This is a genomic window from Blastococcus sp. SYSU DS0510, assembly GCF_054050835.1.
The window spans coordinates 176,968-203,216 of record NZ_JBJHAC010000001.1 but is presented as its reverse complement, the minus strand read 5'-3'; the positions used below and the strand labels follow the sequence as shown (position 1 = coordinate 203,216).

Annotated in this window: 27 protein-coding genes and 1 pseudogene; 23 read left to right on the top strand and 5 right to left on the bottom strand. The window is 73.2% G+C overall.

Features of this window, described 5'->3' with window-relative positions:
- Nucleotides 1–242 precede the first annotated feature (242 nt).
- The 19 genes from rho to ACI79P_RS00900 all read left to right on the top strand — a co-directional run bounded on the left by rho (nt 243) and on the right by ACI79P_RS00900 (nt 17,166).
- Nucleotides 243–2,372, top strand: a complete 2,130-nt coding sequence (gene rho / locus ACI79P_RS00990) for a transcription termination factor Rho (RefSeq protein WP_456579173.1) — start codon at nt 243–245, stop codon at nt 2,370–2,372.
- A gap of 242 nt (nt 2,373–2,614) precedes the next feature.
- A complete protein-coding gene (rpmE, locus tag ACI79P_RS00985) occupies nt 2,615–2,848 on the top strand; it encodes a 50S ribosomal protein L31 (protein WP_456579172.1) in 234 nt (77 codons plus the stop codon).
- An 84-nt stretch (nt 2,849–2,932) separates the two neighbouring features.
- Nucleotides 2,933–4,012 (top strand): peptide chain release factor 1, encoded by a 1,080-nt coding sequence (prfA, locus tag ACI79P_RS00980; RefSeq protein WP_456579171.1) that lies wholly within the window; start codon nt 2,933–2,935, stop codon nt 4,010–4,012.
- Nucleotides 4,009–4,866, top strand: a complete 858-nt coding sequence (gene prmC / locus ACI79P_RS00975) for a peptide chain release factor N(5)-glutamine methyltransferase (protein WP_456579281.1) — start codon at nt 4,009–4,011, stop codon at nt 4,864–4,866. Before prfA ends, prmC begins: the two co-directional genes overlap by 4 nt.
- A gap of 23 nt (nt 4,867–4,889) precedes the next feature.
- Complete coding sequence (locus ACI79P_RS00970) at nt 4,890–5,531, top strand: L-threonylcarbamoyladenylate synthase (protein WP_456579170.1); 642 nt, start codon at nt 4,890–4,892, stop codon at nt 5,529–5,531.
- Nucleotides 5,532–5,699: 168 nt separating this feature from the next.
- On the top strand, nt 5,700–7,004 hold the full coding sequence (locus ACI79P_RS00965) for a serine hydroxymethyltransferase (protein ID WP_456579169.1): 1,305 nt from the start codon (nt 5,700–5,702) through the stop codon (nt 7,002–7,004).
- A 4-nt stretch (nt 7,005–7,008) separates the two neighbouring features.
- Complete coding sequence (locus ACI79P_RS00960) at nt 7,009–8,244, top strand: glycosyltransferase family 4 protein (protein ID WP_456579168.1); 1,236 nt, start codon at nt 7,009–7,011, stop codon at nt 8,242–8,244.
- A gap of 50 nt (nt 8,245–8,294) precedes the next feature.
- A complete protein-coding gene (locus ACI79P_RS00955) occupies nt 8,295–8,741 on the top strand; it encodes a hypothetical protein (protein ID WP_456579167.1) in 447 nt (148 codons plus the stop codon).
- Nucleotides 8,738–8,983: a hypothetical protein gene (locus tag ACI79P_RS00950; RefSeq protein WP_456579166.1), complete on the top strand. Its 246-nt coding sequence runs from the start codon at nt 8,738–8,740 to the stop codon at nt 8,981–8,983. Before ACI79P_RS00955 ends, ACI79P_RS00950 begins: the two co-directional genes overlap by 4 nt.
- Nucleotides 8,984–9,066: 83 nt before the next feature.
- Nucleotides 9,067–9,849 carry a F0F1 ATP synthase subunit A gene (gene atpB, locus ACI79P_RS00945; RefSeq protein WP_456579165.1) on the top strand — a complete coding sequence of 261 codons (783 nt, stop codon included), beginning with the start codon at nt 9,067–9,069 and terminating at the stop codon, nt 9,847–9,849.
- An 85-nt stretch (nt 9,850–9,934) separates the two neighbouring features.
- Nucleotides 9,935–10,144: a F0F1 ATP synthase subunit C gene (locus tag ACI79P_RS00940; protein WP_456579164.1), complete on the top strand. Its 210-nt coding sequence runs from the start codon at nt 9,935–9,937 to the stop codon at nt 10,142–10,144.
- Nucleotides 10,145–10,169: 25 nt separating this feature from the next.
- A complete protein-coding gene (locus tag ACI79P_RS00935) occupies nt 10,170–10,787 on the top strand; it encodes a F0F1 ATP synthase subunit B (protein ID WP_456579163.1) in 618 nt (205 codons plus the stop codon).
- Complete coding sequence (locus ACI79P_RS00930) at nt 10,787–11,659, top strand: F0F1 ATP synthase subunit delta (protein WP_456579162.1); 873 nt, start codon at nt 10,787–10,789, stop codon at nt 11,657–11,659. The genes ACI79P_RS00935 and ACI79P_RS00930 overlap by 1 nt, the downstream gene beginning before the upstream one ends.
- 50 nt (nt 11,660–11,709) lie before the next feature.
- Nucleotides 11,710–13,347, top strand: a complete 1,638-nt coding sequence (gene atpA / locus ACI79P_RS00925; RefSeq protein ID WP_456579161.1) for a F0F1 ATP synthase subunit alpha — start codon at nt 11,710–11,712, stop codon at nt 13,345–13,347.
- A gap of 4 nt (nt 13,348–13,351) precedes the next feature.
- On the top strand, nt 13,352–14,323 hold the full coding sequence (locus tag ACI79P_RS00920) for a F0F1 ATP synthase subunit gamma (protein WP_456579160.1): 972 nt from the start codon (nt 13,352–13,354) through the stop codon (nt 14,321–14,323).
- 48 nt (nt 14,324–14,371) lie between these two features.
- Nucleotides 14,372–15,814, top strand: coding sequence for a F0F1 ATP synthase subunit beta (gene atpD / locus ACI79P_RS00915; protein ID WP_456579159.1), 1,443 nt, complete (start codon nt 14,372–14,374; stop codon nt 15,812–15,814).
- Between the two features lie 231 nt (nt 15,815–16,045).
- The gene (locus tag ACI79P_RS00910) at nt 16,046–16,231 is read left to right on the top strand and encodes a hypothetical protein (protein ID WP_456579158.1); all 186 of its coding nucleotides are present in this window, start codon (nt 16,046–16,048) and stop codon (nt 16,229–16,231) included.
- A 122-nt stretch (nt 16,232–16,353) separates the two neighbouring features.
- Nucleotides 16,354–16,743, top strand: coding sequence for a F0F1 ATP synthase subunit epsilon (locus tag ACI79P_RS00905; RefSeq protein WP_456579157.1), 390 nt, complete (start codon nt 16,354–16,356; stop codon nt 16,741–16,743).
- A 21-nt stretch (nt 16,744–16,764) separates the two neighbouring features.
- Nucleotides 16,765–17,166: a DUF2550 domain-containing protein gene (locus ACI79P_RS00900; protein ID WP_456579156.1), complete on the top strand. Its 402-nt coding sequence runs from the start codon at nt 16,765–16,767 to the stop codon at nt 17,164–17,166.
- A gap of 12 nt (nt 17,167–17,178) precedes the next feature.
- Here ACI79P_RS00900 and ACI79P_RS00895 read toward each other — a convergent pair whose 3' ends face one another.
- Nucleotides 17,179–17,790, bottom strand: coding sequence for a cob(I)yrinic acid a,c-diamide adenosyltransferase (locus ACI79P_RS00895; RefSeq protein WP_456579155.1), 612 nt, complete (start codon nt 17,788–17,790; stop codon nt 17,179–17,181).
- A 298-nt stretch (nt 17,791–18,088) separates the two neighbouring features.
- Between ACI79P_RS00895 and murA the strand changes: the two genes are divergently transcribed.
- Nucleotides 18,089–19,369: a UDP-N-acetylglucosamine 1-carboxyvinyltransferase gene (gene murA, locus ACI79P_RS00890; protein ID WP_456579154.1), complete on the top strand. Its 1,281-nt coding sequence runs from the start codon at nt 18,089–18,091 to the stop codon at nt 19,367–19,369.
- Here the strand turns inward: murA and ACI79P_RS00885 are convergent.
- The gene (locus tag ACI79P_RS00885) at nt 19,366–19,695 is read right to left on the bottom strand and encodes a hypothetical protein (protein WP_456579153.1); all 330 of its coding nucleotides are present in this window, start codon (nt 19,693–19,695) and stop codon (nt 19,366–19,368) included. The two genes, murA and ACI79P_RS00885, sit on opposite strands and share 4 nt — an antisense overlap.
- A gap of 99 nt (nt 19,696–19,794) precedes the next feature.
- On the opposite strand from ACI79P_RS00885, the gene ACI79P_RS00880 reads away from it, so the two are divergent.
- Nucleotides 19,795–21,813 carry a protein meaA gene (locus tag ACI79P_RS00880; protein WP_456579152.1) on the top strand — a complete coding sequence of 673 codons (2,019 nt, stop codon included), beginning with the start codon at nt 19,795–19,797 and terminating at the stop codon, nt 21,811–21,813.
- Here ACI79P_RS00880 and ACI79P_RS00875 read toward each other — a convergent pair.
- The gene (locus ACI79P_RS00875) at nt 21,743–22,537 is read right to left on the bottom strand and encodes a YqjF family protein (protein ID WP_456579151.1); all 795 of its coding nucleotides are present in this window, start codon (nt 22,535–22,537) and stop codon (nt 21,743–21,745) included. The genes ACI79P_RS00880 and ACI79P_RS00875 overlap by 71 nt on opposite strands.
- Nucleotides 22,538–22,606: 69 nt before the next feature.
- On the opposite strand from ACI79P_RS00875, the gene ACI79P_RS00870 reads away from it, so the two are divergent.
- Nucleotides 22,607–23,377 (top strand): enoyl-CoA hydratase-related protein, encoded by a 771-nt coding sequence (locus ACI79P_RS00870; protein ID WP_456579150.1) that lies wholly within the window; start codon nt 22,607–22,609, stop codon nt 23,375–23,377.
- A 190-nt stretch (nt 23,378–23,567) separates the two neighbouring features.
- Nucleotides 23,568–24,914, top strand: coding sequence for a dicarboxylate/amino acid:cation symporter (locus ACI79P_RS00865; protein WP_456579149.1), 1,347 nt, complete (start codon nt 23,568–23,570; stop codon nt 24,912–24,914).
- Between the two features lie 49 nt (nt 24,915–24,963).
- On the opposite strand, the gene ACI79P_RS00860 is transcribed toward ACI79P_RS00865, so the two are convergent.
- Entirely contained in the window at nt 24,964–25,872 is a 909-nt protein-coding gene (locus tag ACI79P_RS00860; protein ID WP_456579148.1) for a hypothetical protein, read from the bottom strand.
- Between the two features lie 46 nt (nt 25,873–25,918).
- A pseudogene (locus ACI79P_RS00855) lies at nt 25,919–26,230 on the bottom strand (EAL domain-containing protein); the annotation flags it as partial.
- Nucleotides 26,231–26,249: the final 19 nt, after the last annotated feature.

Below are 26,249 nucleotides of genomic sequence, written 5' to 3'. Positions count from 1 at the left end.
GAACACGCCGAGATCATCCGGTGTTGTCGTGTCCGTGAGCTGCGACTAGGCTCACGGCGTAGCCGCCCACTCGGGCGAGCCTCGCGCGGGGCCGAAGCAGATGTCCGAACCTCTTCGCCGCTGATCCGCCTCGCACCTCTCGACCTGTCTCCTGACGCGCATCCGCCCTCCGGGCCGGTCCGCCGGGGACCGGGCACCCCCTGCGCTGAGACGCGCAGGTCACCGCAGGGAAGGACCTGTACGTGAGCGAAACCACCGACCTCGGCCGGAACGGCGCGCCCGATGCCGCCGCAACCGCCGAGGGCACTGCCGCTTCTGGGCAGGCTGGGCGTCCCCGCCGCCGCGGCAACGGGCTGTCGGGCATGCTCCTGCCCGAACTCCAGCGCCTGGCCGGCGAGCTGGGCATCCCCGGCACCGGCCGGATGCGCAAGAGCGACCTGGTCGCGGCCATCTCCGAACGCCAGGTGGGCGCCGGCTCCGAGGGCGGCGCACCCGCGCCGCGCGCGGAGAACGGCTCCACCGGGGGTGCCGAGGCCGCGCGCGGCGTGGCCGCGTCGGCCGCACCCCTCGAGGCGCCCGTCAGCGGGGGCGCGAACGGCGGCCCGCTGACCGGCGAGGCCCCCGTGCGCACCCGCCGGGCGGCGAGCCGACCGGCCGGCTCGCCGGGCGCCGCCACCGAGAGCACTCCGGCGGCGGCCGCCGCCCCGGCTGAGGCCCCCGCGCAGGAGCAGGCCCCCGCGCAGGAGCAGGCCCCCGCGCAGGACACCGCCCCCGCGGAGCCGCGCGAGGACGAGCAGCGCGGTGGCGACCGGCCGCAGCGCGGCCGCAACCGCAACCGCGGTGAGCGGGACGGCAACCGTGACGGCGGCGAGCGCGCCGAGCGGGGCACCCCGCGCGACGGCGGCGAGCGCACCGACCGCAGCGGGACCCAGGACGGCGGCGAACGCGCCGAGCGGGGGAACCGCGACGGCGGCGCCCGTGACGGGGCCGGCCGCGACGGCAACCGCGGTCCCGACCGGGACCGCAACGACCGCGGCGGCCGTCCGGACAACCGGAACGACAACCGGAACGACAACCGCACCGACGGCGGTCGGAACGACCGCCCCGCCGAGGACGACGACGACGACTTCGAGGGCGGCCGCGGCCGCCGGGGGCGTCGCTACCGCGACCGCAACAAGCGGGGCGGGAACACCCGGGACCGCTTCGAGCCGAGCGAGCCGACCGTCAGCGAGGACGACGTCCTGCTGCCCGTCGCCGGCATCCTCGACGTCCTGGACAACTACGCCTTCGTCCGCACCTCGGGTTACCTGACCGGGCCGAACGACGTCTACGTGTCGCTGTCGCAGGTGCGCCGCTACGGCCTGCGCCGCGGTGACGCCATCACGGGCGCCGTCCGGCAGCCGCGCGAGGGCGAGCGCAAGGACAAGTACAACGCACTCGTCCGCCTCGACACGGTCAACGGCCTGGACCCCGAGCAGGCGCGCAACCGGCCGGAGTTCACCAAGCTGACCCCGCTCTACCCGCAGGACCGCCTGCGGCTGGAGACCGAGTCGCACCTGCTGACCACCCGCGTCATCGACCTGGTCATGCCGATCGGCAAGGGGCAGCGCGCGCTCATCGTCAGCCCGCCCAAGGCCGGCAAGACGATGGTGCTGCAGTCGATCGCCAACGCGATCACGACGAACAACCCCGAGTGCCACCTCATGGTCGTCCTCGTCGACGAGCGCCCCGAAGAGGTCACCGACATGCAGCGCTCGGTGAAGGGCGAGGTCATCGCCTCGACCTTCGACCGGCCGCCGGCCGACCACACCACGGTCGCCGAGCTCTCCATCGAGCGGGCCAAGCGCCTGGTCGAGATGGGCCACGACGTCGTCGTCCTGCTGGACTCGATCACCCGCCTGGGCCGCGCCTACAACCTGGCGGCCCCCGCCAGCGGGCGCATCCTCTCCGGCGGTGTCGACTCCACGGCGCTGTACCCGCCCAAGCGCTTCCTCGGCGCGGCCCGCAACATCGAGAACGGGGGCTCGCTCACGATCATCGCCTCGGCGCTGGTCGAGACCGGCTCCACGATGGACACGGTGATCTTCGAGGAGTTCAAGGGCACCGGGAACGCGGAGATCAAGCTGGACCGCCGGCTGGCGGACAAGCGGGTCTTCCCGGCCGTCGACGTCAACGCGTCGGGCACGCGCAAGGAGGAGATCCTCATGTCGCCCGACGAGCTGGCCATCGTCATCAAGCTGCGCCGGGTGCTCGCCGCGCTCGAGCCGCAGCAGGCGCTGGAACTGCTGCTCGACAAGCTGAAGAAGACCCGCAACAACGTCGAGTTCCTCATGCAGATCCAGAAGACGACGCTGGGCCCCGGCCAGGACTAGGAGGACCCCGCTGCCCCCCCCCCCCCGGCCCTCGCTGTCCCCGCAAGCGGGAGGTGCCCCAGCTCGGGCCGGGATCCTGCAGCGGGGCCGTTCCAGCCCCTCACCGGGGGCCGTTCCCGCACCTGCCGACCGATCTGGGAGACTGGTCGGCCGAGGCTCGCTGGCGCGGCCGGAAATAGTCGTCCGGCCCCCGGCGTTCTGACCGACTGAACGACACAGACTTCGTAGAAGAGGCAGCAGCCATGAAGCCCGACATCCACCCGGCCTACAACGTCACCACCGTGACCTGCGGCTGCGGCAACACCTTCACGACCCGCAGCACCGCCCCGAACGGTCAGCTGACCGTCGAGACCTGCTCCGCCTGCCACCCCTTCTACACCGGCAAGCAGCGCATCCTCGACACCGGCGGCCGCGTCGCCCGCTTCGAGAAGCGGTTCGGCAAGCGCAGCACCGGCGCCTCGACCGACGCGCAGTAGCACCCCCGACGGCGCCCGTCCCACCCTCGCGGTGGGGCGGGCGCCGTCGTCATGTCCGGCCCCGAAGCCCCGCAGGAGAGAGCGATGAGCAGCACCGAGACGTCGGCGCCCGACCGGCTGGCCGGGCTGCTCGCCGAGCACGCCCGCCTGGAGCAGGAGCTGGCCGACCCCGCCGTGCATGCAGACCAGGCGCGCGCCCGCCGCATGGGTCGCCGCTACGCCCAGCTGGCGCCGCTGGTGGAGACCGCGCGGGCGCTCGACCAGGCCCGGGACGACCTCAGCGCCGCCCGGGAGCTCGCCGCGGAGGACGCCTCCTTCGCCGCGGAGGCCACCGCGCTCGAGCAGCGGATCGCCGAGCTGACCGACCGGCTCCGCGAGCAGCTGCTGCCCAAGGACCCCGACGACGACAAGGACGTCATCCTCGAGATCAAGGCCGGGGAGGGCGGCGCGGAATCCGCCCTCTTCGCCGGCGACCTGCTGCGCATGTACCTGCGCTACGCCGAGCGGCGCGGCTGGGCGACGGAGGTCCTCGACGCCGTCGACGCCGAGCTCGGTGGGTACAAGGACGTCGCCGTCGCGATCAAGTCGCGCACCGACGAGGGGATCTGGTCGCGGCTGAAGTTCGAGGGCGGCGTGCACCGGGTGCAGCGGGTGCCGGCGACGGAGAGCCAGGGCCGCATCCACACGTCGGCCGCCGGCGTCCTGGTGCTCCCCGAGGCCGAGGAGGTCGACGTCACCGTCGACCCGAACGACCTGCGGATCGACGTCTTCCGCTCGTCCGGGCCGGGCGGGCAGAGCGTCAACACGACCGACTCGGCCGTCCGCATCACCCACCTGCCCAGCGGCATCGTCGTCAGCTCGCAGAACGAGAAGAGCCAGCTGCAGAACCGCGAGTCGGCGCTGCGCGTGCTCCGTTCCCGGTTGCTGGCCGCCGCCCGCGAGGAGGCCGCGGCGACCGCGAGCGACCAGCGGCGCAGCCAGGTCCGCACGGTGGACCGCAGCGAGCGGGTGCGCACCTACAACTTCCCGGAGAACCGGATCTCCGACCACCGCGTCGGCTACAAGTCGCACAACCTCGACCAGGTGCTGGACGGCGAGCTCGACGGCGTCATCGACGCGCTGGTCGCCGCGCACACCGCCGAGCTGCTGGCGGCCGGCTCCTGATCGCGCGGCTCCTCCTGAGGGGGGCGGTCACCCGCCTCGCCGAGGCCGGCGTCGAGAGCCCGCGGGTGGACGCCGAGCTCCTGCTGGCCCACGCCCTCGGCGTCCCGCGCGCCCGGCTGCTCACCCTCGACGTGGTCGACGACGCGGCCGCCACCCGGTTCGAGCAGCTGGTCGCCCAGCGCGCCGACCGGGTGCCGCTGCAGCACCTCACCGGCCGCGCCCCCTTCCGGTACCTGGAGCTGGCGGTAGGCCCGGGGGTGTTCGTGCCCCGCCCGGAGACCGAGCAGCTGGCGGGCTGGGCCCTCGAGCGGCTGGCCGGCATCGCGGAGCCCGTCGTGGTCGACCTTGGCTCGGGCTCCGGGGCCATCGCGCTCTCCCTCGCGCACGAGCACCCCGGGGCGCGGGTGACGGCGGTGGAGCGCGATCCCGGCGCCATCGAGTGGACCCGGCACAACGCGGCCGCCCGCGCCGCCGCGGGGGACACCCCGGTCGACGTCGTCGCGGGGGACATGACCGACCCGGGGCTGCTGCGGGAGCTCGACGGCGACGTCGACCTCGTGGTGAGCAACCCGCCCTACGTGCCCGACGGCGCCCGGGTGCCCCGCGAGGTCGCCGACCACGACCCGCCGCTCGCGCTCTGGGGCGGACCGGACGGGCTGGACGTCGTGCGCGGGCTGCTGGTGACCGCCGCCCGGCTGCTGCGACCCGGCGGCGGGCTGGGCATCGAGCACGCCGACCAGCAGGGGGAGTCCCTGCCCGCCGTCGTCCGCGCGCACGGCGGGTTCACCGCTGTCGACGACCACCGGGACCTCGCCGGACGACCCCGGTACACCACCGCCCGCCGCTGCGGTTGAGCCCTGCGGAAGACTGCTCCTCCGTGGCCGACTTCTACGACTGCTCCGACGCCGAGACGCGCGCCGCCGGACTCGACGCCGCGGCGGCGGCGATCGGCCGGGGTGAGCTGGTGCTGCTCCCGACCGACACCGTCTACGGCGTGGCCGCCGACGCCTTCTCGCCCGCCGCGGTCGCCCGCCTGCTGGAGGCCAAGAACCGCGGCCGGGCGATGCCGGTGCCGGTGCTCGTCGGCGAGGCCTCGACGCTGGCCGGCCTCGTCCTGCAGACCCCTGCGGTCGCGACGAAACTCGCGCAGGAGTTCTGGCCCGGCGGCCTCACCCTCGTGGTCGAGCACGCGCCGTCGCTGGCCTGGGACCTCGGCGACGCCCAGGGCACGGTGGCCGTCCGGCTGCCCGACGACGAGCTGACCCGCGACCTGCTGCGCCGCACCGGGCCGCTGGCGGTCTCGAGCGCCAACCGATCCGGGCGGCCGGCGGCGACCACCGCGGAGCAGGCGGTGCAGCAGCTCGGTATGCATGCCGCCGTCGTCCTGGACGGCGGCCCGCGCACGAGCTCGGCGGCGAGCACCATCGTGGACTGCACCGGGCGCCCACCGCGAGTGCTCCGGGTGGGTGCCGTGCCGGTCGAGCGGCTCCGCGAGGTCGTCCCCGAGCTCAGCGACTGACGAAGGACCCCGTCCTCCCACCGTTCGCACGCTCAGGGCGGGCTCCGGGACGGGGCTGCTCCTCGGGTCCCCTCTCCGCCGGGCCCGGAGCGATACCGTGGGCCCCTGACCGCCGCGCGCCCGGACACGGGTACCGCGGGCGCCCGCACGGACCTGGAGCGCGACGAGATGAGCACGCCCTACTGGGGACCGGACTTCGCGGCCCTCGCCGCCTTCGATCCCGACATCGCCGGCGTGGTCACCGGGGAGCTCGACCGGCTGCGCGGCGGGCTGCAGCTGATCGCCAGCGAGAACTTCACCAGCCCCGCCGTCCTCGCGGCGCTGGGCAGCACGCTGTCGAACAAGTACGCCGAGGGGTACCCGGGCCGGCGCTACTACGGCGGCTGCGAGGTCGTCGACCGCGCCGAGGAGATCGGCATCGAGCGGGCCAAGGAGCTCTTCGGCGCGGAGCACGCCAACCTCCAGCCGCACTCCGGGGCCAACGCCAACCTGGCCGCCTACGGCGCGTTCCTCTCGCCGGGCGACACCTTCCTGGGCATGGCGCTGCCGCACGGCGGCCACCTCACGCACGGCACGAAGGTGAGCTTCAGCGGCAAGTGGTTCCAGGCCGTGCAGTACGGCGTCGACCCGCGGACCGAGCACATCGACTACGACCAGGTGCGCGACCTCGCCCGCGAGCACCGGCCCAAGCTGATCGTCGCGGGGGGGTCGGCCATCCCGCGGCTGATCGACTTCGCCGCCTTCCGCCAGATCGCCGACGAGGTGGGCGCGATCTTCATGGTCGACGCCGCGCACTTCATCGGCCTGGTCGCCGGCAAGGCGATCCCGAGCCCCGTGCCCCACGCCGACGTGGTCACCTTCACCACGCACAAGGTCCTGCGCGGCCCGCGCGGTGGGGCCATCGTCTGCAGGGCCGAGCACGCCAAGGCCATCGACAAGGCCACCTTCCCGATGATGCAGGGCGGCCCGCTCATGCACGCCGTCGCCGCCAAGGCGGTGAACTTCAAGGAGTGCCTCCAGCCGGAGTACCAGGACTACGCCCGCCAGGTCGTCGCCAACGCGCAGGCGCTGACCGAGGGGCTGGCCGCCGAGGGGCTGCGGCCGGTCGCCGGCGGCACGGACACCCACCTCGCCCTGCTCGACCTGCAGGGGACCGGCGTGACCGGTGCCGACGCCGAGAAGCGGTGCGACGCCGCGGGCATCGTGCTCAACAAGAACGCGATCCCGTTCGACCCCCGACCGGCCTCCGTGGCCTCCGGCATCCGGGTCGGCAGCCCCGCCGTCACCACCCAGGGCATGGCCGAGCCGGAGATGAGGTCGATCGCCTCGCTGATCGGCGCCGCCATCCGCGACGCCGACGGCAGCCGCACCGCCGAGGTCGCCGCGGCCGTCCGCGACCTGGTGTCCGCGCACCCCGCCTACCCCCACCCGACCCGGCCAACTGCCCACCCCCAGCCGGCGCGGACCGCCTGAGCCCGTGCGCGAGTACGTCGTCGTCCTGCTCACCGCGGCGCTGGTCACCTTCCTGGCCACGCCGGTGGTGCGGATGATGGCGATCCGGCTGCGCATGATGGCCGCGCCGCGGGAGCGCGACGTGCACGTCATCCCGACCCCGCGGGGCGGCGGCGTCGCCATGTACCTGGGGGTGGTCGCGGCCGTCCTGGTGGCCTCCCGGCTGCCCGCCCTGCAGCGGACGTTCGACGACACCCAGGTCTACGCGGTGCTGGTCGCCGGCGGGCTCATCTGCCTGCTGGGGGTGCTCGACGACAAGTGGGGCCTGGACGCGCTGACGAAGCTCACCGGGCAGATCGCCGCGGCCGGCGTCATGGTGCTGCTCGGGGTCCAGCTGGCGTTCCTGTTCCTCCCGGTCGCCGACATCGGGACGGTCTCGCTCGGCCCGGACGTCGGCGTGCCGCTGACCATCCTGCTGACCGTGTTCGCGGTCAACGCGCTCAACTTCATCGACGGGCTCGACGGGCTGGCCGCCGGCGTCTCGGCGATCGCCGCCCTGGCCTTCTTCGCCTACAGCTTCCACCTGGGGCTCACCGGCTACGTGGCGACCGCCAGCGCCCCGGCGCTGATCACCGCTGTGCTCGCCGGAGCCTGCCTGGGCTTCCTGCCGCACAACTTCAGCCCGGCGCGGATCTTCATGGGCGACTCGGGCTCCATGCTCGTCGGGCTCATGCTCTCGGCCGCCGCGGTGACCGCGACCGGGGGAGTGGACGCCCAGACCTTCGACTCGGCGGCCAGCCTGCTGCCGCTGACGCTGCCGCTGCTCGTGCCGATCGCGATCCTGTTCATCCCGTTCACCGACCTGGTGCTGGCCGTCGTCCGGCGGACGAGGAAGGGGCAGTCCCCGTTCTCACCGGACAAGATGCACCTGCACCACCGGCTGCTCTCCATCGGGCACTCGCACAAGCGCGCGGTCCTGGTCATGTACTTCTGGGCGGCGCTGCTCTCCTTCGGCGCGGTGGGGTTCTCGATCACCGGCGGGCGGGTCGAGCTCGTCGTGGCGGTCGGGGTGCTGCTCGTCGTCGGTGTGGTCGTGGTGCTCAGCCCGCGGGCACGCCGGGCGGCGCGGGAGGCGCGCGCCGCGGAGCTGGAGGCGCAGCGCCTGCGCAGCCGCGCCGACCACCCCACGGCGCGGGGGCACCGCACCGGGAGCCAGGAGCCGGCGCCGCCGCCTGCGGGTGCCGAGCGCGTCCCGCTCTGACCAGGCCCCGTGCCGGTAGGGCGGCAGGGTCCTTCCAGGTACCGTGAGGCGTGCATTCGCAAGGAGAACCGGCCACGAGACCCGATCCCTACGGCGCCATGCTCCGCGGTGGGCTGGTCCCCGCGACCGTCGTCGGAGTCGTCGCGTTCGCCGTCTTCACGGCGGTCGACGGCGCCCTCGGCGCGGCGGGCAGCGCCCTGGCCGTCGCCGTCGTCCTGGTGAGCACCGTCTCCACCCTGGTGCTCCTGCGCAAGATGGCCGGCCTCGACCCGCGCGTGGTCTTCATGGGTGCCCTCGTCGGCTACTTCTTCAAGGTCATGCTGCTCGGGGTCTTCCTCGTGCTGTTCCGCGACGCGGAGTGGCTCTCCCCGATCGCCTTCGCCGTCACCGCGATCGTCGTGTCGCTGGCCGGCACCATCGGCGAGGTCGTCGCCTTCACCCGGGTCAAGACCTACATCTACGACGAGCCGGGGGCGGCGTCCGGGGCGGCGCGTTGACCGAGCCCGGCGGCACCGAGCGGCCGGCGCCGGTCCACCACCAGATGGTGGCGGGCGCCCACCTGCGCGAGGCGTGGGACGCGCTCGGCATGCTCCTGTCCGGTGTGCTGGTCTTCGGGCTGCCGGCGTGGTGGCTCAGCGAGGCCATCGACCAGGTCTGGGTGCTGCCCGTGGCCCTCGTCCTGGGGATGGCCGCTTCGATCTCCGCGATCTGGGTCCGCTACGCTCACCACGGCCCGTGAGGCGTGCCACGCCGCAGATGCGGAAGGCGGCCCCCCGGGCCGCAGTACGAAACCACCCAGAAGTTCGTGACGGAGGCTGAGTAGTGACGACCGTGGTCTCGGCCGCCGAGGAGTTCGTACCGCCGAGTGCGCCGGACTTCTGGCAGCCGCTCGTCGGCGACGGCGCCTTCGCCATCACGCGTTCGATGATCGTGATGGTCCTGGTGACCATCGGTCTCGCGGTCGTCATGATGCTGGCCACGCGTCGCCTGTCGGTGGTCCCCGGGCGCGGGCAGTACCGGCTCGAGGGCGTGTACGGCCTGGTCCGCAACTCGATCGGCCGGGACATCATCGGCTCGGACCACTACCGGCCCTACGTCCCGCTGCTGTTCACCCTGTTCACGCTCATCCTGGTGAACAACCTGATGGGCATCATCCCGCCCGTCCAGTTCCCCACGATGAGCCGGATCGGCTTCCCCCTCGCCCTGGCGCTCGGGGTCTACGTCGTCTACCTGGTCGCCGGCGTCCGCCGTCGCGGGCTGGGGGGCTTCCTCAAGAACCTGGTGCCCAGCGGTCTGCCCTTCTGGGTGGTCCCGGTCGTCTTCGTCCTGGAGCTGGTGACGTTCCTCGTCACCCGCCCGGTCACGCTCACGCTGCGGCTCTTCGGCAACATGTTCGCCGGCCACATCCTGCTGCTGCTGTTCGCGCTGGGCGGGGAGTACCTGCTGCTCCACGGCGAGGGTCTGCTGAAGCTGGTCTCGATCCCGGCCTTCGTGATGTTCTTCCTGTTCAGCGCGTTCGAGATCCTGATCGCGTTCCTGCAGGCCTACGTCTTCATCCTGCTGGCCTCTGTCTACATCGCAGAGATCTACGCGGACGACCACTGACGTCCGCGGAGCACCGGCTCCGAGCTGTACCACCGATGTGCGCCACCCGGTAGCACAGACCGACTGAGAGGAACGGACACACCCAATGGAAGGCAATCTCGCGATCATCGGCTACGGCCTGTCGGCCATCGGGCCGGGTGTGGGCATCGGCCTGATCTTCGCTGCCTACGTGGCCGGCGTGGCCCGTCAGCCCGAGGTCCGCGGTGTGCTGCAGACCATCGCCATCCTCGGCTTCGTGCTCTGCGAGCAGCTGGCCATCTTCGGCATCGCCCTCGCCTTCGTCTTCTCGGGCTGACCGAGGACCGGAAGGAGCACACGTGATGGGCGCGATCGACAACGCGGCCGACGTCCTGGCCGCCGAGAGCGGCGAGGGCGGCTTCTGGGAGGACGCCTACCCGGTCATCCCGCACCCGGGTGAGCTGATCGTCGGCATCATCTCGTTCGCCATCCTGTACCTCCTCTACAAGCGCTTCGTCGTGCCGCGGCTCGAGGCGATGCTGGCCGAGCGCCAGCGCGCCATCGAGGGCGGCATCGAGCGCGCCGAGGCCATGCAGGCCGAGGCCAAGGCGGCGCTCGAGCAGTACCGCGCGCAGCTGGCCGAGGCCCGCAACGAGGCCGCGCAGATCCGTGACCAGGCCCGCGCCGAGGGCCAGCGGATCCTCGAGGACCTGCGGGCCCAGGCGCAGGAGGAGTCGGCGCGGATCGTCGCCCGGGGCGAGGAGCAGATCGCTGCTGCCCGCCAGCAGGTGGTCAACGAGCTGCGCGGGCAGGTCGGTGGCCTCGCCGTCGAGCTCGCGGGCCGGGTCGTCGGGGAGTCCCTGGCCGACGAGGCCCGCCGGCAGGGCACGGTGGACCGCTTCCTCGACGAGCTCGACCAGATGGCCGCCGGCGCCCCCGACGGCCGGAGCGGCAGCACCGTCGCCGGAGGCACCCGCTGATGGATGCCTCGAGCCGCGCGGCGCTCCTCGCCGCCCGGGAGCGGCTGGACGAGCTGACCCGGGACCCCTCCGGGTTCCTGGGCAAGGCCAAGGACAAGCTGACCGGTCAGGCCCGCGCCACCGCCGCCGAGGACCAGCTCGCGCTGGCCGAGGAGCTGTTCGCGGTGGCGCGGCTGCTGGACGCCCAGCCCTCGCTGCGCCGGGCGCTCACCGACCCGTCGGGCAAGCCCGAGGAGCGGGCGGCGCTGGCGCAGCGGCTGTTCGGCAGCCGCCTCTCCGCGGTCGCGCTCGACATCGTCGAGTTCAGCGTCCGGCAGCGCTGGTCGCGGCCGTTCGACCTGATCGAGGCCGCGACGTCCCTGGCCACCGAGGCGGCTCTCGACGCCGCGGGCGCCCGCGGTGAGCTGGACGGCGTGGAGGACGAGCTCTTCCGCTTCGGCCGGATCATCGAGGGCGACCGGGAGCTGTCCCGGATCCTCAGCGACCGCAAGGCCCCGGCCGCGGGCAAGGCGGCCCTGCTCGACCAGCTGCTGTCGGGCCGGGTCAGCCCGGTGACCGAACTCCTGCTGCGCAACGTGCTCACCACGTCCCACGCCGGTACGGCGGGGGTCGCGGTCGAGCGCCTCTCGGACGTCGCCAGCCGTCGCCGCGGCCAGTACGTGGCGCGGGTGACGACGGCGGCGCCGCTCACCGCCGCCCAGGAGCAGCGCCTGGTCGACGTGCTCACCCGCCTCTACGGGCGGACCATCGGGTTGCAGGTCACCGTCGACCCGGCGGTGCTCGGCGGCCTCCTCGTCCAGGTGGGCGACGAGGTCATCGACGGCAGCATCGCCCACCGGCTGGAAGCCGCCCGACGGCAGCTCGCCGGCTGACCCGCCCACCACCACAGATCACGACCCCGCAGGGAAGAGGACTCAGAGCCATGGCCGAGCTGACGATCTCCGCAGACGAGATCCGCAGTGCCATCCAGAACTACGTCACCGAGTACTCGCCTGACGTGTCCCGCGAAGAGGTCGGGATCGTCACCGAGTCCGGCGACGGCATCGCCCGGGTCGAGGGCCTGCCCTCGGTCATGACCAACGAGCTGCTCGAGTTCGAGAGCGGTGTCCGTGGTCTGGCGCTGAACCTGGACGTCCGCGAGGTCGGTGTCGTCGTCCTGGGTGACTACTCCGGCATCGAGGAGGGCCAGCAGGTCCGGCGCACCGGCGAGGTCCTCTCGGTCCCCGTCGGCGACGGCTACCTCGGCCGCGTCGTGGACCCGCTGGGCAACCCGATCGACGGCGCGGGCCCGATCGAGACCACCGGACGCCGCGCGCTCGAGCTGCAGGCGCCCACCGTGGTCCAGCGGCAGTCGGTGCACGAGCCGCTGCAGACCGGCATCAAGGCCATCGACGCCATGACCCCCATCGGCCGCGGCCAGCGCCAGCTGGTCATCGGTGACCGGCAGACCGGCAAGACCGCGATCGTGACCGACACGATCATCAACCAGAAGGAAGCCTGGGCGACCGGCGACCCGCAGCAGCAGGTGCGCTGCATCTACGTCGCCGTCGGCCAGAAGGGCTCGACGATCGCCGCGATCCGCTCCGCCCTCGAGGACGCCGGCGCGATGGAGTACACGACCATCGTCGCCGCCCCGGCCTCCGAGGCCGCCGGCTTCAAGTACATCGCCCCCTACACCGGCTCGGCCATCGGCCAGCACTGGATGTACGAGGGCAAGCACGTCCTCATCGTCTTCGACGACCTGTCCAAGCAGGCCGAGGCCTACCGCGCCGTCTCCCTGCTGCTGCGCCGCCCGCCGGGCCGCGAGGCCTACCCGGGCGACGTCTTCTACCTCCACTCCCGCCTGCTGGAGCGCTGCGCGAAGCTCTCCGACGAGCTCGGCGCGGGCTCGATGACCGGCCTGCCGCTCATCGAGACCAAGGGCAACGACGTGTCGGCCTACATCCCGACCAACGTCATCTCGATCACCGACGGGCAGATCTTCCTCGAGACGGGTCTGTTCAACTCCGGTGTCCGCCCCGCCATCAACGTCGGCATCTCGGTGTCCCGCGTGGGTGGGTCCGCCCAGATCAAGGCGATGAAGTCGGTCGCCGGCCGGCTGCGCCTGGACCTGGCGCAGTACCGCGAGCTCGAGGCGTTCGCCTCGTTCTCCTCCGACCTGGACGCCTCCAGCCGCGCGACCCTGGAGCGCGGTCAGCGCCTGGTCGAGCTGCTCAAGCAGGGCCAGTACTCGCCGTACTCGGTGGAGCGCGAGGTCGTCTCGCTGTGGCTCGGCACCACCGGCAAGCTCGACGTCGTCCCGGTGAGCGACGTGCGCCGTTTCGAGTCGGAGTTCCTCGACTACGTGTCCCGGGGCCACGGCGGCATCTTCGACACCATCCGGACGTCGAAGAAGCTCGAGGACGACACGGTGCGGAACCTGGAGCAGGCGGTCGACGCCTTCTACGGCCAGTTCACCACCGGCGAGGGCGAGTCGCTCAAGGTGAACGAGCCCGAGGTCGAGGCCATGGACGCCTCGGAGCGGGGTCAGGAGCGCGTCCAGGTCAAGAAGAAGGGCTGAGGCGATGGCTGCCTCTCTCCGCGCGCTGCGGCGCCGCATCCGCTCCACGCAGTCGACGAAGAAGATCTTCTCGGCGCAGGAGCTGATCGCGGGTGCCCGCATCGTGCGCGCCCAGGCCCGGGTGGAGGCGTCCAAGCCCTACGCCCGGGAGATCACCCGCGTCCTGTCGGCGCTGGCGTCCTCGGCGTCCCTGGACCACCCGCTCCTGACCGAGCGGGAGAGCGCGCGGCGGGCCGCCGTCCTGGTGATCACCTCCGACCGCGGTTTCGCCGGCTCGTACAACGTCAACGTGCTGCGGCGGACCGAGGAGCTGCTCTCCCTGCTCCGGCAGGAGGGCAAGGAGCCGGTCCTCTACGTGGTCGGCCGGAAGGGGGAGACCTACTACTCCTTCCGCAACCGCGAGATGGCTGACACCTTCACCGGCTTCTCCGAGCAGCCCAAGTACTCCGACGCCCAGAGCGTGGGCGAGGAGCTGATCGCGGCCTTCACCGCCGGTCAGGACGACGACGAGACCGGGTCGGGCGCCGACGGCGTCCTCGGGGTCGACGAGCTGCACATCGTCTACACCGAGTTCCGCTCGCTGCTCTCGCAGATCCCCGTCGCCAAGCGGATGGCTCCGCTGGAGGTCGAGGAGGTCGAGGAGTTCGACTACGAGCGGGAGGACCGGGAGCAGGGCACCGCTGCCGACAACGGCCTCCCGACCGCGTACGAGTTCGAGCCCTCGGCGGAGGGGCTGCTCGACGCGCTGCTGCCGAAGTACATCACCACGCGCATCTACGCGGCGATGCTCGAGGCGGCCGCGTCCGAGTCGGCCTCGCGCCGCAGGGCGATGAAGTCGGCGTCCGACAACGCCGAGGAGCTGGCGAAGAACCTCTCGCGGCAGGCCAACCAGGCCCGCCAGGCGGAGATCACCCAGGAGATCAGCGAGATCGTCGGTGGCGCCGACGCGCTGGTCTCGGCCGGCTCGAACGACTGATCCACCGAACAGCAGACCACCGAGCCCCAGGGCAGGAGAGCAGTACAGATGACCGTCACCGAGGACCGTCCGACCACCTCGCAGACCACCGGCTCCGGCCGCGTCGTGCGGGTCACCGGGCCGGTCGTCGACGTCGAGTTCCCGCGCGACGCGATGCCCGACCTGTTCAACGCCCTGAAGGTCGACGTCACGCTCGCCGACCTCGGCAAGACCCTCACCCTCGAGGTCGCCCAGCACCTGGGGGAGAACGTCGTGCGCACCATCTCGATGGCGCCGACCGACGGTCTCGTCCGCGGCGCCGAGGTCACCGACACCGGGAACCCGATCATGGTCCCCGTCGGCGACGTCACCAAGGGCCACGTCTTCAACGCCCTCGGGGAGTGCCTGGACACCCCCGGCTACGCCGAGGACGCCACCCGCTGGTCCATCCACCGGCACGCGCCGCGGTTCGACCAGCTCGAGGGCCGCACCGAGATGCTGGAGACCGGCATCAAGGTCATCGACCTGCTGACCCCCTACGTGGCCGGCGGGAAGATCGGTCTGTTCGGCGGTGCCGGCGTCGGCAAGACCGTGCTGATCCAGGAGATGATCCGCCGCGTCGCCCAGGAGTTCGGCGGTGTGTCGGTGTTCGCCGGTGTCGGCGAGCGCACCCGTGAGGGCAACGACCTCATCACGGAGATGACCGAGTCCGGCGTCATCGAGTCGACCGCGCTCGTCTTCGGCCAGATGGACGAGCCGCCGGGCACCCGCCTGCGCGTCGCCCTCTCGGCCCTGACGATGGCCGAGTACTTCCGCGACGAGCAGAACCAGGACGTGCTGCTCTTCATCGACAACATCTTCCGGTTCACGCAGGCCGGCTCCGAGGTCTCCACGCTGCTGGGCCGCATGCCCTCGGCCGTGGGGTACCAGCCGACCCTGGCCGACGAGATGGGCGAGCTGCAGGAGCGGATCACCTCGACCCGTGGCCGCTCGATCACCTCGCTGCAGGCGATCTACGTGCCCGCCGACGACATCACCGACCCGGCGCCGCACACCACGTTCGCCCACCTCGACGCGACGACCGTGCTCTCGCGGCCGATCTCGGAGAAGGGCATCTACCCGGCCGTGGACCCGCTGGACTCCACCAGCCGGATCCTCGACCCGCAGTACGTGGGCCAGGAGCACTACGACATCGCCCAGCGGGTGAAGCAGGTGCTGCAGCGCTACCAGGAGCTGCAGGACATCATCGCGATCCTCGGCATCGACGAGCTCTCCGAGGAGGACAAGGTCACGGTCAACCGGGCCCGGCGCGTCGAGCGCTTCCTCTCGCAGAACATGTTCGTCGCCGAGGCCTTCACCGGGCAGCCGGGGTCGTTCGTGCCCCTGGCGGAGACCCTCCAGGCGTTCAAGGCCATCACCGAGGGCGAGTACGACAACGTCCCGGAGCAGGCCTTCTTCATGTGCGGTGGCCTCGAGGACCTCGAGAAGAACGCCTCGAAGCTCAAGAAGTAGCGGAAGGACCCCGTCCTCCTCGCCCCTCGCACGCTCGGGGCGAGCCTCTGGACGGGGCCGTTCCAGCACGTTCCGTCGGCCGGGTCTCCGCGAGGAGGCCCGGCCTCCGGCGTTCCGGAGATCTCGTCCGATCGGGTGATCCGGGGCCGCCGGCTCTGCGGGCCGGGGGCGGAGCTGCCGACCATTGCTCCAGGCGCGCCCGAGAGACGGGTGCCGGCACGAGGGGCGAGCGTGGAACGGGACAGCGCGGCACCGCGGTCCGCAGACCGGGTCGCGGACTGGACGTGGCCGCCGCTGGCCCCCGTGGACGTGCGGGTCGCCGACTTCGACACCGAGCGCTGGGCGTCGGCCACCTGCGTGCGCCACCCCTGGGTCCGCGTGGGGCGCTGGACCCTGCTCTACCGCCGCGCGGCCTGACAGAGGATCACCCTTCCCCCCACGCCTGGCACGCCCGGCGCGGGCCCCTGAAGGGTGGCCGTTCCAGCTCGTCGCCGCGTGGCTAGAGTGAGAGCTCCGTTCCGTGGACCCCGAGGAGTGTCGTGGCGACCCTGCAGGTCGAGTTGGTGGCCGTCGAGCGCAAGATCTGGTCCGGCGAGGCCACGAGCGTCATCGCCCGCACCACGGAGGGCGAGCTCGGTGTCCTGCCGGGGCACACCCCCCTGCTGGGTCAGCTGGCCGACGGCGGCGTCGTGACGATCCACACCGAGTCCGGCGAGGACATGGTCATCGCCGCCCACGGCGGCTTCCTCTCCGTCACCGAGCGAGGCGTCTCGATCCTCGCCGAGACGGCGGAGATCTCCACGGAGATCGACGTCGAGCGGGCCCGTGAGGCTCTGCGCCGCGCCGAGAGCGAGGGCGACGACCCCGAGGCGGTCGCCGCCGCACGCCGCGCCCAGTCGCGGCTGAGGGCGGCCGGCGCGAGCGACTGACCGGGCCGGCGAGCGCGCGGGATGACCACCGCCCTGTGGGTGCTGATCGGCGTCCTGCTGCTGCTCGTCGTCGTGGTGTTCCTGCTGCGCCGCCGCTTCCTGCTCTCGGGGCTCGGCGCGGTGACGATGTGGTTGCGCCCGGAGGGCGCGCCCCGCTGGTCGGTGGGCGTCGCCTGGTACGGCGGTGACGTCCTGCTCTGGTACCGCGCGCTGTCGCTGTCGGTGCGCCCGCAGCAGCGGCTGACCCGCGCCGGGTTCCGCGTGCTGGCCCAGCGCCCGCCCGGGCGGGATGACCTCGCGCTGCCCGGTGACGTCCACGTCCTGGAGTGCAGCACCGCCCAGGGGCGGCGCGAGCTGGCCATGGACCGCTCGACGGTGACCGGTTTCCTGTCCTGGGTGGAGTCGGCGCCGCCGGGCAGCTGAGGACGCCGGGGCTCAGCCGTCCCGGCGAGCGGCCGCGCGCTGGGCGTGGACGCCGCTGTGCGCGCCGGGCTCCCAGAGGATGTCGCCGCCGGGGTTGGCGACCCGGCCGAGGATGAACACCAGGTCCGACAGGCGGTTCAGGTAGCGGGCCGTCTCCGGGTTGGTGCGCTCGGCGTCGCTCTCCAGCAGCGCCCAGACGCTGCGCTCGGCCCGTCGGACGATCACCCGCACCTGGTGCAGCAGCGCCGCGAGCGGGGTGCCGCCGGGGAGGATGAAGCTGTCGAGCTTGGGCAGCGTCTCGTTGTAGGCGTCGCAGGCCGCCTCGAGCCGCTCGGTGTAGGCGGCCGTCACCCGCAGCGGCGGGTACTCCGGCTCCGGGACGATCGGCGTGCACAGGTCGGCGCCCACGTCGAACAGGTCGTTCTGGATGCTGCGGAGCAGGTCGGTCAGCGACGGCTCGGGGGCGCCGAGGGCGATCGCGACGCCGATCGCGCTGTTGGCCTCGTCCACGTCGGCGTAGGCGACCAGCCGGGGGTCGGTCTTGGCCACCCGGCTCATGTCGCCCAGGTGGGTCTGACCGGCGTCGCCGGTCTTCGTGTAGATGCGGGTGAGCCGGACCGTCATGCCCGAAGCCTAGGAGAAGGACCCTCCTGCCCCCCACTCCTCGCTGCGCTCGGAGCGGGTCCCTGCAGGAGGGCCGTTCCAGTGCGTCACCGGGCGCTCGGAGCGGGGCCCTGCAGGAGGGCCGTTCCAGTGCGTCACCGGGCGCTCGGGGCGGGGCCCTGCAGCGGGGCCGTTCCAGCGCGTCACCGGGCGCTCGGAGCGGGTCCCTGCAGGAGGGCCGTTCCAGTGCGTCACCGGGCGCGCGGCGGGTCCGTGGAGCGGGGCCGTCGCCAGAGGCGGTCCGCCGTAGGCTGCCCCGGTGGAGTGCTTCGAGGTGGCCGGGGGAGCGAGGCTCGCGGGCCGGGTGCGGGTCACCGGTGCCAAGAACAGCGCGTTGAAGCTGATGGCGGCGACGCTGCTCGCCTCCGGGCGGTCGACCATCGACGAGGTCCCCGACATCCTCGACGTCGCCATCATGAGCGAGGTGCTCCGCCGGCTGGGCTGCGCCGTCTCCTACGAGCGGACCCCCGGCAGTGGGGGTGGCGGCCGGCTGACCATCGACGTCCCGGAGGCGCCCTCCACCGAGACCGACTACGACCTGGTCCGCCGCATGCGCGCCTCGATCAGCGTGCTGGGCCCGCTGGTCGCCCGCTGCGGCAGCGCGCGCGTGGCGCTCCCGGGCGGGGACGCCATCGGCTCGCGCGGACTGGACATGCACATCTCCGGCCTGGAGCGGCTGGGCGCCACCATCATCAGCGAGCACGGCTTCCTCGTCGCGACCGCCCCGCGGCTGACCGGCACCTCGATCTGGCTGGACTTCCCCTCGGTCGGCGCCACGGAGAACCTCGTCATGGCGGCGGTCCTCGCCAGGGGAACCACGGTCGTCGACAACGCGGCGCGCGAGCCCGAGATCGTCGACCTCTGCCGGATGCTGGGCGAGATGGGGGCCCGGATAGAGGGCGCCGGCACCTCCACCATCACCGTCGAGGGCGTGGACGCGCTGCAGCCGGTCGAGTACACGACGGTGCCCGACCGCATCGTGACCGGCACCTGGGCCATCGGCGCGGTGATGACCCGGGGGGACGTCGTCATCGAGCGGGGGGTCGCCGAGCACCTCACGGTGGCCCTGGACAAGCTGACCGACGCCGGGGCCGTCGTCGAGTCGCTGCCCGACGGCCTCCGGGTGGCGATGGAGGGCCGGCCGCGCTGCGTCGACGTCGTCACCCTGCCCTTCCCCGGGTTCCCGACCGACCTGCAGCCGATGGCGGTGGCGCTGGCCGCGGTCTCCACCGGGACCGCGCTGATCACGGAGAACGTGTTCGAGGGCCGGTTCATGTTCGTCAACGAGCTCGTGCGGCTGGGGGCCGACGTCCGCATCGACGGGCACCACGCCGTGGTCCGCGGCCGCGAGCGGCTCTCCAGCGCTCCCGTGCTGGCCACCGACATCCGCGCCGGAGCCGGGCTCGTGCTGGCCGGCCTGTGCTCCGACGGGGTGACCGAGGTGCAGGACGTGCACCACGTCGACCGCGGCTACCCCGACTTCGTCGACCAGCTCCGCGGCCTGGGCGCCGACGTCCGGCGCACCGAGCGCCCGGACTAGGGGAGCGGCCCGCCGCCGAACGACGCGGCCAGCTGCCGCGCACGGTCGGCGTCCTCCGGGAACACCAGCACCTCGGCGCGATAGGCCTCCGGGAAGCGCACCGTGGACCGGATCCCGGCGTCGGACAGCACCGCCCGCAGGGCCAGGGCCGACTCGCGGCGGCTCAGCGTGGCCACGTGGGTGAGCAGCCCGTCCTCGATCGGCCCGCCCCGCCGGTGCCCGCGGTCACTGCCGAAGGCCCAGCGGGTGAACAGCGCCAGCAGCGCGAACGCCGCCAGGGCCACCACCGGCCCCCCGGCGTGCAGCAGGCTGTCCGCGACCGCCACGGCTCTCCTCCTTCCGGGTTCACCCTTCGCGAGTGTCCCACCGCACACCTTCCCGGGCGGGGCTGCTACCGGCGGGTAACCGCCCTACACTCCGCCGGTATGCCGTTCCCGCAGAAGCCGACGGAGCGCGACCGACCCTGGGTCATGCGCACCTACGCCGGCCACTCCTCGCCGGCCGAGTCCAACGCCCTCTACCGCCGCAACCTGGCGAAGGGCCAGACCGGTCTCTCGGTGGCCTTCGACCTGCCGACGCAGACCGGCTACGACCCCGACGACGAGCTCGCCCGCGGGGAGGTCGGGAAGGTCGGCGTGCCGGTGACCCACATCGGTGACATGCGTGCCCTCTTCGACGGCATCCCGCTCGACGAGATGAACACGTCGATGACGATCAACGCCACCGCCATGTGGCTGCTCGCGCTCTACCAGGCGGTCGCCGAGGAGCAGGGGCACGACGTCTCCACGCTGGCCGGGACGACGCAGAACGACATCATCAAGGAGTACCTCTCGCGGGGGACCTACGTCTTCCCGCCGGCGCCCTCGATGCGGCTGATCACCGACATGGTCGCCTACACGGTGACGGCGATGCCCAAGTGGAACCCGATCAACATCTGCAGCTACCACCTGCAGGAGGCCGGGGCCACGCCGGTGCAGGAGATCGCCTACGCGATGAGCACGGCGATCGCGGTCCTGGACTCCGTGCGCGACTCCGGCCAGGTGCCGGAGGAGCGCTTCGGCGAGGTCGTCGCGCGCATCTCCTTCTTCGTCAACGCCGGGGTCCGGTTCGTCGAGGAGATGTGCAAGATGCGGGCCTTCACCCAGCTCTGGGACGAGCTGACCGAGGAGCGCTACGGCGTGCAGGACCCCAAGCACCGCCGCTTCCGCTACGGCGTCCAGGTCAACTCCCTGGGCCTCACCGAGGCGCAGCCGGAGAACAACGTCCAGCGCATCGTCCTCGAGATGCTCGCCGTGACCCTGTCCAAGGACGCCCGCGCCCGCGCCGTGCAGCTGCCGGCGTGGAACGAGGCCCTCGGGCTGCCCCGGCCGTGGGACCAGCAGTGGTCGCTGCGGCTGCAGCAGGTGCTCGCCTACGAGACCGACCTGCTCGAGTACGACGACCTGTTCACCGGCTCGGTCGTCGTCGAGAAGAAGGTGGCCGAGCTCGTCGATGGCGCCCGGGCCGAGATCGCCCGTGTGCAGGAGATGGGGGGGGCCGTCGCGGCCGTCGAGTCCGGCTACATGAAGGGCGAGCTGGTGGCCTCGCTGGCCGAGCGCCGGCGCCGGATGGAGAGCGGCGAGGACGTCGTCGTCGGCGTCAACAGGTTCGACACCACCGAGCCGAACCCGCTGACCGCCGACCTCGACGCCGCGATCATGGTCGTGGACCCGGCGGTCGAGAAGGCCGCGCAGGAGGCCGTCCGGAAGTGGCGGGCCGAGCGGGACCCGGAGGCGGTCGAGAAGGCCCTGGACGCCCTCCGTGAGGCCGCGTCCTCCGACGTGAACCTGATGCCGGCCACCCTCGACTGCGCCCGCGCCGGCGTGACCACCGGGGAGTGGGCCGGCGTGCTGCGCGAGGTCTTCGGGGAGTACCGGGCCCCCACCGGCGTCGCCGCCGCCAGCGGGGGCGGGGAGGCCGACGAGGCCCTCACCGAGGTCCGGGAGCGGGTGCGCGCCACCGGTGCGGAGCTCGGTGGCCGGCTGCGCTTCCTCGTCGGCAAGCCGGGGCTCGACGGCCACTCCAACGGCGCCGAGCAGATCGCCGTGCGCGCCCGCGACGCCGGGTTCGAGGTGATCTACCAGGGCATCCGGCTGACGCCGGCCCAGATCGTGAGCGCCGCCGTGGAGGAGGACGTGCACGTCGTCGGCCTGTCGGTGCTCTCCGGCTCCCACCTGCAGGTGGTGCCGGCGGTCCTGCAGGGGCTCCGCGAGGCCGGGCTGGACGACGTGCCGGTCGTGGTCGGCGGGATCATCCCCGACAGCGACGCCCGGCGGCTGCGCGAGCAGGGCGTGGCCCGCGTCTTCACCCCCAAGGACTTCGGGTTGAACGACATCATGGGGCAGGTCGTCGACGTGGTCCGCGAGGCCAACGGCCTCCCGGACCGGGTCCCCGCCCCGGCCTGACCACCGGGCCGAACCGGACGTCGACGCCCGGGGAGAACAGGACGCTGTCCGGCGGGCCCGGCAGGTCGGCCAGGCCGGCGGCGGCGAGCAGGGAGTCGTCGAGGTCGGCGACCTCCGCCCGGTGCAGCGGCCACTCCGGGTGCTCGTTGGGCCAGTACGCCGGACCGCCTCGTCCGGGCCGGTGCAGCCCCCACCGGGCGGTCAGGAAGACCTCCAGCGGGCCCGGCCGGTCCAGCCGGCGGCCCACGTCGACGGTGAGCGTGCTGCGCGCACCGACGGGGCCGGGCCAGCGCCGGCGGCAGCGGTAGGTGACGCGGTCGCCGGCGCGGTCGATCCGCATGTGCGACCACGCGTACGGCAGCCGTGCCGCCCAGCGCGCGGTCACCACGGGGAGCAGGCGCTCGGCGTCCAGCGACCGGAAGACGACGCCCCGCCGGCCCTGGGCGTCCACCGAGTAGAGCCGCACGTTCGTCTCGGCGAACGAGCCGAGGTAGGGGATGCCCGGCGTCCCGAACAGCCCGATCCGCACCATGCGGAACGGGATGAGCCCGACGTAGGTGGCGCCGTCCAGCACGTCGGGACGGGTCCCGGCCGGGAGCAGCGGAGCGACCCGCGCGGGGTCCACCGCCCAGTGGAGGAACGCGACGTCGCGCCAACCCTGGGTGAACACGGTGCGGCCGGCCGGTCGCGGCGCGGTCGGGCTGAGCGGTTCGACGTCGGGCACGGACCCAGCGTCCCCCCTCGCGCGGCGATCGTCGTTGCCGACCGGCGCCGGGCATGGTGGGGTCGGAGCATGGCTGACGGTGCACCCCGGGTCGAGCGCGACGGCGACGTCGTCCGCATCACGATGACGCGCGCGGGGAAGCGCAACGCGCTCTCCCGCGAGCACCTCACGCAGCTGCTCGCCGCGGTCACCGAGGCGGGCGAGAGCGACGCCGCGGCCGTCGTGCTCGGCGCCGAGGGGCCGGTGTTCAGCGCGGGTCACGACTTCGCCGACGTCGCCGGGGCCTCGCTGCCCGAGGTGCGCAGCCTGCTGCAGCTGTGCACCGAGCTGATGCAGACCGTCCAGGACGTGCCGCAGGTCGTCGTGGCGCGCGTGCACGCCCTCGCGACGGCGGCCGGCTGCCAGCTGGTGGCCTCCTGCGACCTCGCCGTCGCCGCAGACTCCGCGGGCTTCGCCGCACCCGGCGGCAAGGGCGGCTGGTTCTGCCACACGCCCATGGTGGCGATCGCCCGCAACGTCGGCCGCAAGCGCGCCATGGAGCTGGCGCTGACCGGCGACGTCATCGACGCCGCGACGGCGCTGGACTGGGGGCTGGTGAACCGCGTGGTGCCCGACGCCGAGCTGGACGCCGCCGTCGACGAGCTGGTGGAGCGGGCCACCCGTGGCTCGCGGGCGAGCAAGGCCTGGGGCAAGCAGACGATGTACGCCCAGCTGGACCGCCCCGAGCGCGACGCCTACGCGACCGCGATCGAGGTCATGGCGGCGGCGAGTCAGCTGCCCGGCGCGCGCGAGGGCATGGCCTCCTTCCTGGAGAAGCGCCGCCCCGTCTGGCCGGACTGAAGAAGGACCCACGGTGAAGCCGGCCACAGCGCGGAATGCGCGGGCGCCGGGAAGCCCTGACCCACGCGTGCAGAACATCTGGGGCCTGACGCGGCGGCGGACCGTCGACTTCGGCCGCGTGACGGTGGACCGCTGTCGGGGCTGACGCGCCCCCGCCCGGTCCTCCCTCATCCAGAACGGAAACACCCCCGTGCTCGCTCGTCTCCGCCGCGTGCCCTTCGCGGCGCAGGTCCTCCTCGCCCTGGTCCTTGGCGTCGCCCTCGGCTTCGTCGCCCGTGAGATCGGCCCCGTCGCCGACGGCTCGCCCAACTGGCTCACCAGCACCCTCCAGACCATCGGCGGCACCTTCGTCACGCTGCTGAAGACCCTCGTCCCGCCGCTGATCGTCACCGCGGTGATCGTCAGCATCGCGAACCTCAAGCAGGTCTCCAACGCCGCGAGACTCGCCGCCCAGACGCTGCTCTGGTTCGCGATCACCGCGCTGATCGCCGTCGCCATCGGGATCGGGCTCGGCCTGCTCACCCAGCCCGGCCGCAACAGCTCGGTCGACGCCGCGGCGCAGGCCGACCCCGGCCGCACCGGCTCCTGGTTCGACTTCCTCAACGGCATCGTCCCCGGCAACATCCTGGGCCTGCAGGGCTCCGCGGAGGGGGCCCTGTCGTTCAACGTCCTCCAGCTGATCGTCATCGCCGCCGTCATCGGCATCGCGGTGCTCAAGGTCGGCGAGGCGGCCGAGCCCTTCCTCGGCGTCGTCCGCTCGGCGCTCGCCGTCGTCCAGAAGGTGCTGTGGTGGGTCATCCTCCTGGCGCCGCTGGGCACCGTCGGCCTGATCGGCAACGCCGTCGCCAGCTACGGCTGGGAGTCCCTGGGCTCGCTCGGCGTCTTCGCCGGGGCCGTCTACGCGGGTCTGGCGATCGTGCTCTTCGTCGTCTACCCGGTGCTCCTGCGCGCCCACGGCCTCTCGCCGCTGCGCTGGTTCGCGGGCGCCTGGCCGGCGATCCAGCTGGCCTTCGTCTCGCGCTCCTCGATCGGCACGCTGCCGGTGACCGAGCGGGTGACCGAGCAGAACCTCGGCGTCCCGCGGTCCTACGCCTCGTTCGCCGTCCCGCTGGGCGCGACGACGAAGATGGACGGCTGCGCGGCGATCTACCCCGCGCTCGCGGCGATCTTCGTCGCCCAGTTCTTCGGGGTGGACCTGGGCCTCACCGACTACCTGCTCATCGCCCTGGTGTCGGTCATCGGCTCGGCCGCCACCGCGGGCGTCACCGGCGCGGTGGTCATGCTGACCCTCACGTTGTCCACCCTCGGCCTGCCGCTGGCCGGCGTGGGCCTGCTGCTGGCCGTCGACCCGATCCTCGACATGGGGCGCACCGCGGTCAACGTCGCCGGTCAGGCGCTGGTGCCCACGATCGTGGCCCGGCGGGAGGGCATCCTCGACCTCGAGCGCTACCGCTCGACGAGGACGGTCGACCCGCTGGCCCCGGTCGAGGACCGCGGCGGCGTCGACGCCGACCTGCGGGAGCCCGCGACCGCCTGAGAACACCCCTGCACGGGCCCGGACCTCCCAGGAGGTCCGGGCCCGTCGGTCATCCCTCGGTCAGGTCCGCGCAGCCGGACTCGTGCGGCAGCAGCGGCCGCAGCTGCGCCGACCACCGCGACCCGTCGTCCCCGACCCAGGGGGTGGCCGAGCTGCCCTCCGCCGCCGCCTCGAGCACCGCCTGCGCCTGCTCGCCGGTGGCCGTCACGCAGGTGATGCCCGGCCCGATCGGCTCGCCCGGGAGCTCCGGCCCCGGCCACGGCAGCTCCGGCTGGGCCGGGTCCACCTCGACGTAGGGGCTCACCACCGCCGCGACGGCGTCGGGCTGGTACGGCTCGGGGCCGGACACCCGGTCGGCACCCAGCGCGGCGACCGGGTCGCGCAGCGCCTCGGCGAGCTCCGCGAGCCGGGCGCGCGCGGCCGCCTGCTCCTCGGTGATCCCGGTGTCGAACCCGGTCGGCAGCCCGCCGTCCGGCTCCCGCTCGGGCCGCACGCCGAGGGCGTACACCTCGCGGGTGACCGTCTCCCCGCCGGTGCGGACGGTGAACCGGGTGCTGGTCACGTCCGCGACCGGCGGGCTGCCGAGGTCGCCGGTCTCGGTGACACCGGCGGCCACCGCCCGGTCGACGAGGTCGCGCACCCCGCCGTCCCCGAGCCGGTACACCTGCAGGTTGGGCAGCGCCGGGGCGGGCCAGATGGCGATGACCGGCCCGTCGGTGATGAGCCGGCCGTCGGCGTAGAGGGTCGCCGACGGCAGCCGGCCGGCCAGCATGGCCGGCGTGGTGAAGCCACCGACCTCGCTCACCTGCAGCACGACGGTGGCGTCCTCCTCCGCGGGGGACGGCGACGGATCGGCGGCGGGCGCACGGCCGGCGCCACCGCCCGCGGCGTCGGCGCAGGCGCTCAGGAGCAGGGCCAGGACCAGGAAGGTGACGGCGCGCAGGGGACGGGTGCTCATACCGCGTACGACGGGTGGGGGCGCCCGGGAGGTTCCGCGCGGGGGTTCACGCCGGGAGGCCCTGGAGGACCTCGGCCGCCGGCCGCGGCCGGCCGAACAGGTAGCCCTGCCCGTAGCGGACCCCGCGGGTGACCAGGGCATCGCGCTCGGCGGCCTGCTCGACGCCCTCGGCGACCAGCCGGGCGCCGGTCTCTCCCGCGAACGTCACCATGGCCGAGATCAGGGCCGAGATCAGGGCCGAGATCAGGGCCGAGATCATGGCAAGACGGGCGGGGTCGCCGTGCAGCCCCATGACCAGCCCGATGTCGAGCGTGATGACGTCGGGGCTCAGCCGCAGGATGTGCCGGAGGCTCGGGTCGGCGGCGCCGACGCGGGCC

What these genes read in the sequence shown, in the direction of transcription:
- atpD (WP_456579159.1), top strand. Translation starts at nt 14,372, where the DNA reads ATGACCGTCACCGAGGACCGTCCGACCACCTCGCAGACCACCGGCTCC.
- ACI79P_RS00880 (WP_456579152.1), top strand. Translation starts at nt 19,795, where the DNA reads ATGCCGTTCCCGCAGAAGCCGACGGAGCGCGACCGACCCTGGGTCATG.
- prfA (WP_456579171.1), top strand. Translation starts at nt 2,933, where the DNA reads ATGAGCAGCACCGAGACGTCGGCGCCCGACCGGCTGGCCGGGCTGCTC.
- ACI79P_RS00940 (WP_456579164.1), top strand. Translation starts at nt 9,935, where the DNA reads ATGGAAGGCAATCTCGCGATCATCGGCTACGGCCTGTCGGCCATCGGG.
- ACI79P_RS00930 (WP_456579162.1), top strand. Translation starts at nt 10,787, where the DNA reads ATGGATGCCTCGAGCCGCGCGGCGCTCCTCGCCGCCCGGGAGCGGCTG.
- ACI79P_RS00895 (WP_456579155.1), bottom strand. Translation starts at nt 17,790, where the DNA reads ATGACGGTCCGGCTCACCCGCATCTACACGAAGACCGGCGACGCCGGT.
- ACI79P_RS00860 (WP_456579148.1), bottom strand. Translation starts at nt 25,872, where the DNA reads ATGAGCACCCGTCCCCTGCGCGCCGTCACCTTCCTGGTCCTGGCCCTG.
- ACI79P_RS00935 (WP_456579163.1), top strand. Translation starts at nt 10,170, where the DNA reads ATGGGCGCGATCGACAACGCGGCCGACGTCCTGGCCGCCGAGAGCGGC.
- rpmE (WP_456579172.1), top strand. Translation starts at nt 2,615, where the DNA reads ATGAAGCCCGACATCCACCCGGCCTACAACGTCACCACCGTGACCTGC.
- ACI79P_RS00920 (WP_456579160.1), top strand. Translation starts at nt 13,352, where the DNA reads ATGGCTGCCTCTCTCCGCGCGCTGCGGCGCCGCATCCGCTCCACGCAG.
- atpA (WP_456579161.1), top strand. Translation starts at nt 11,710, where the DNA reads ATGGCCGAGCTGACGATCTCCGCAGACGAGATCCGCAGTGCCATCCAG.
- ACI79P_RS00900 (WP_456579156.1), top strand. Translation starts at nt 16,765, where the DNA reads ATGACCACCGCCCTGTGGGTGCTGATCGGCGTCCTGCTGCTGCTCGTC.
- ACI79P_RS00870 (WP_456579150.1), top strand. Translation starts at nt 22,607, where the DNA reads ATGGCTGACGGTGCACCCCGGGTCGAGCGCGACGGCGACGTCGTCCGC.
- ACI79P_RS00965 (WP_456579169.1), top strand. Translation starts at nt 5,700, where the DNA reads ATGAGCACGCCCTACTGGGGACCGGACTTCGCGGCCCTCGCCGCCTTC.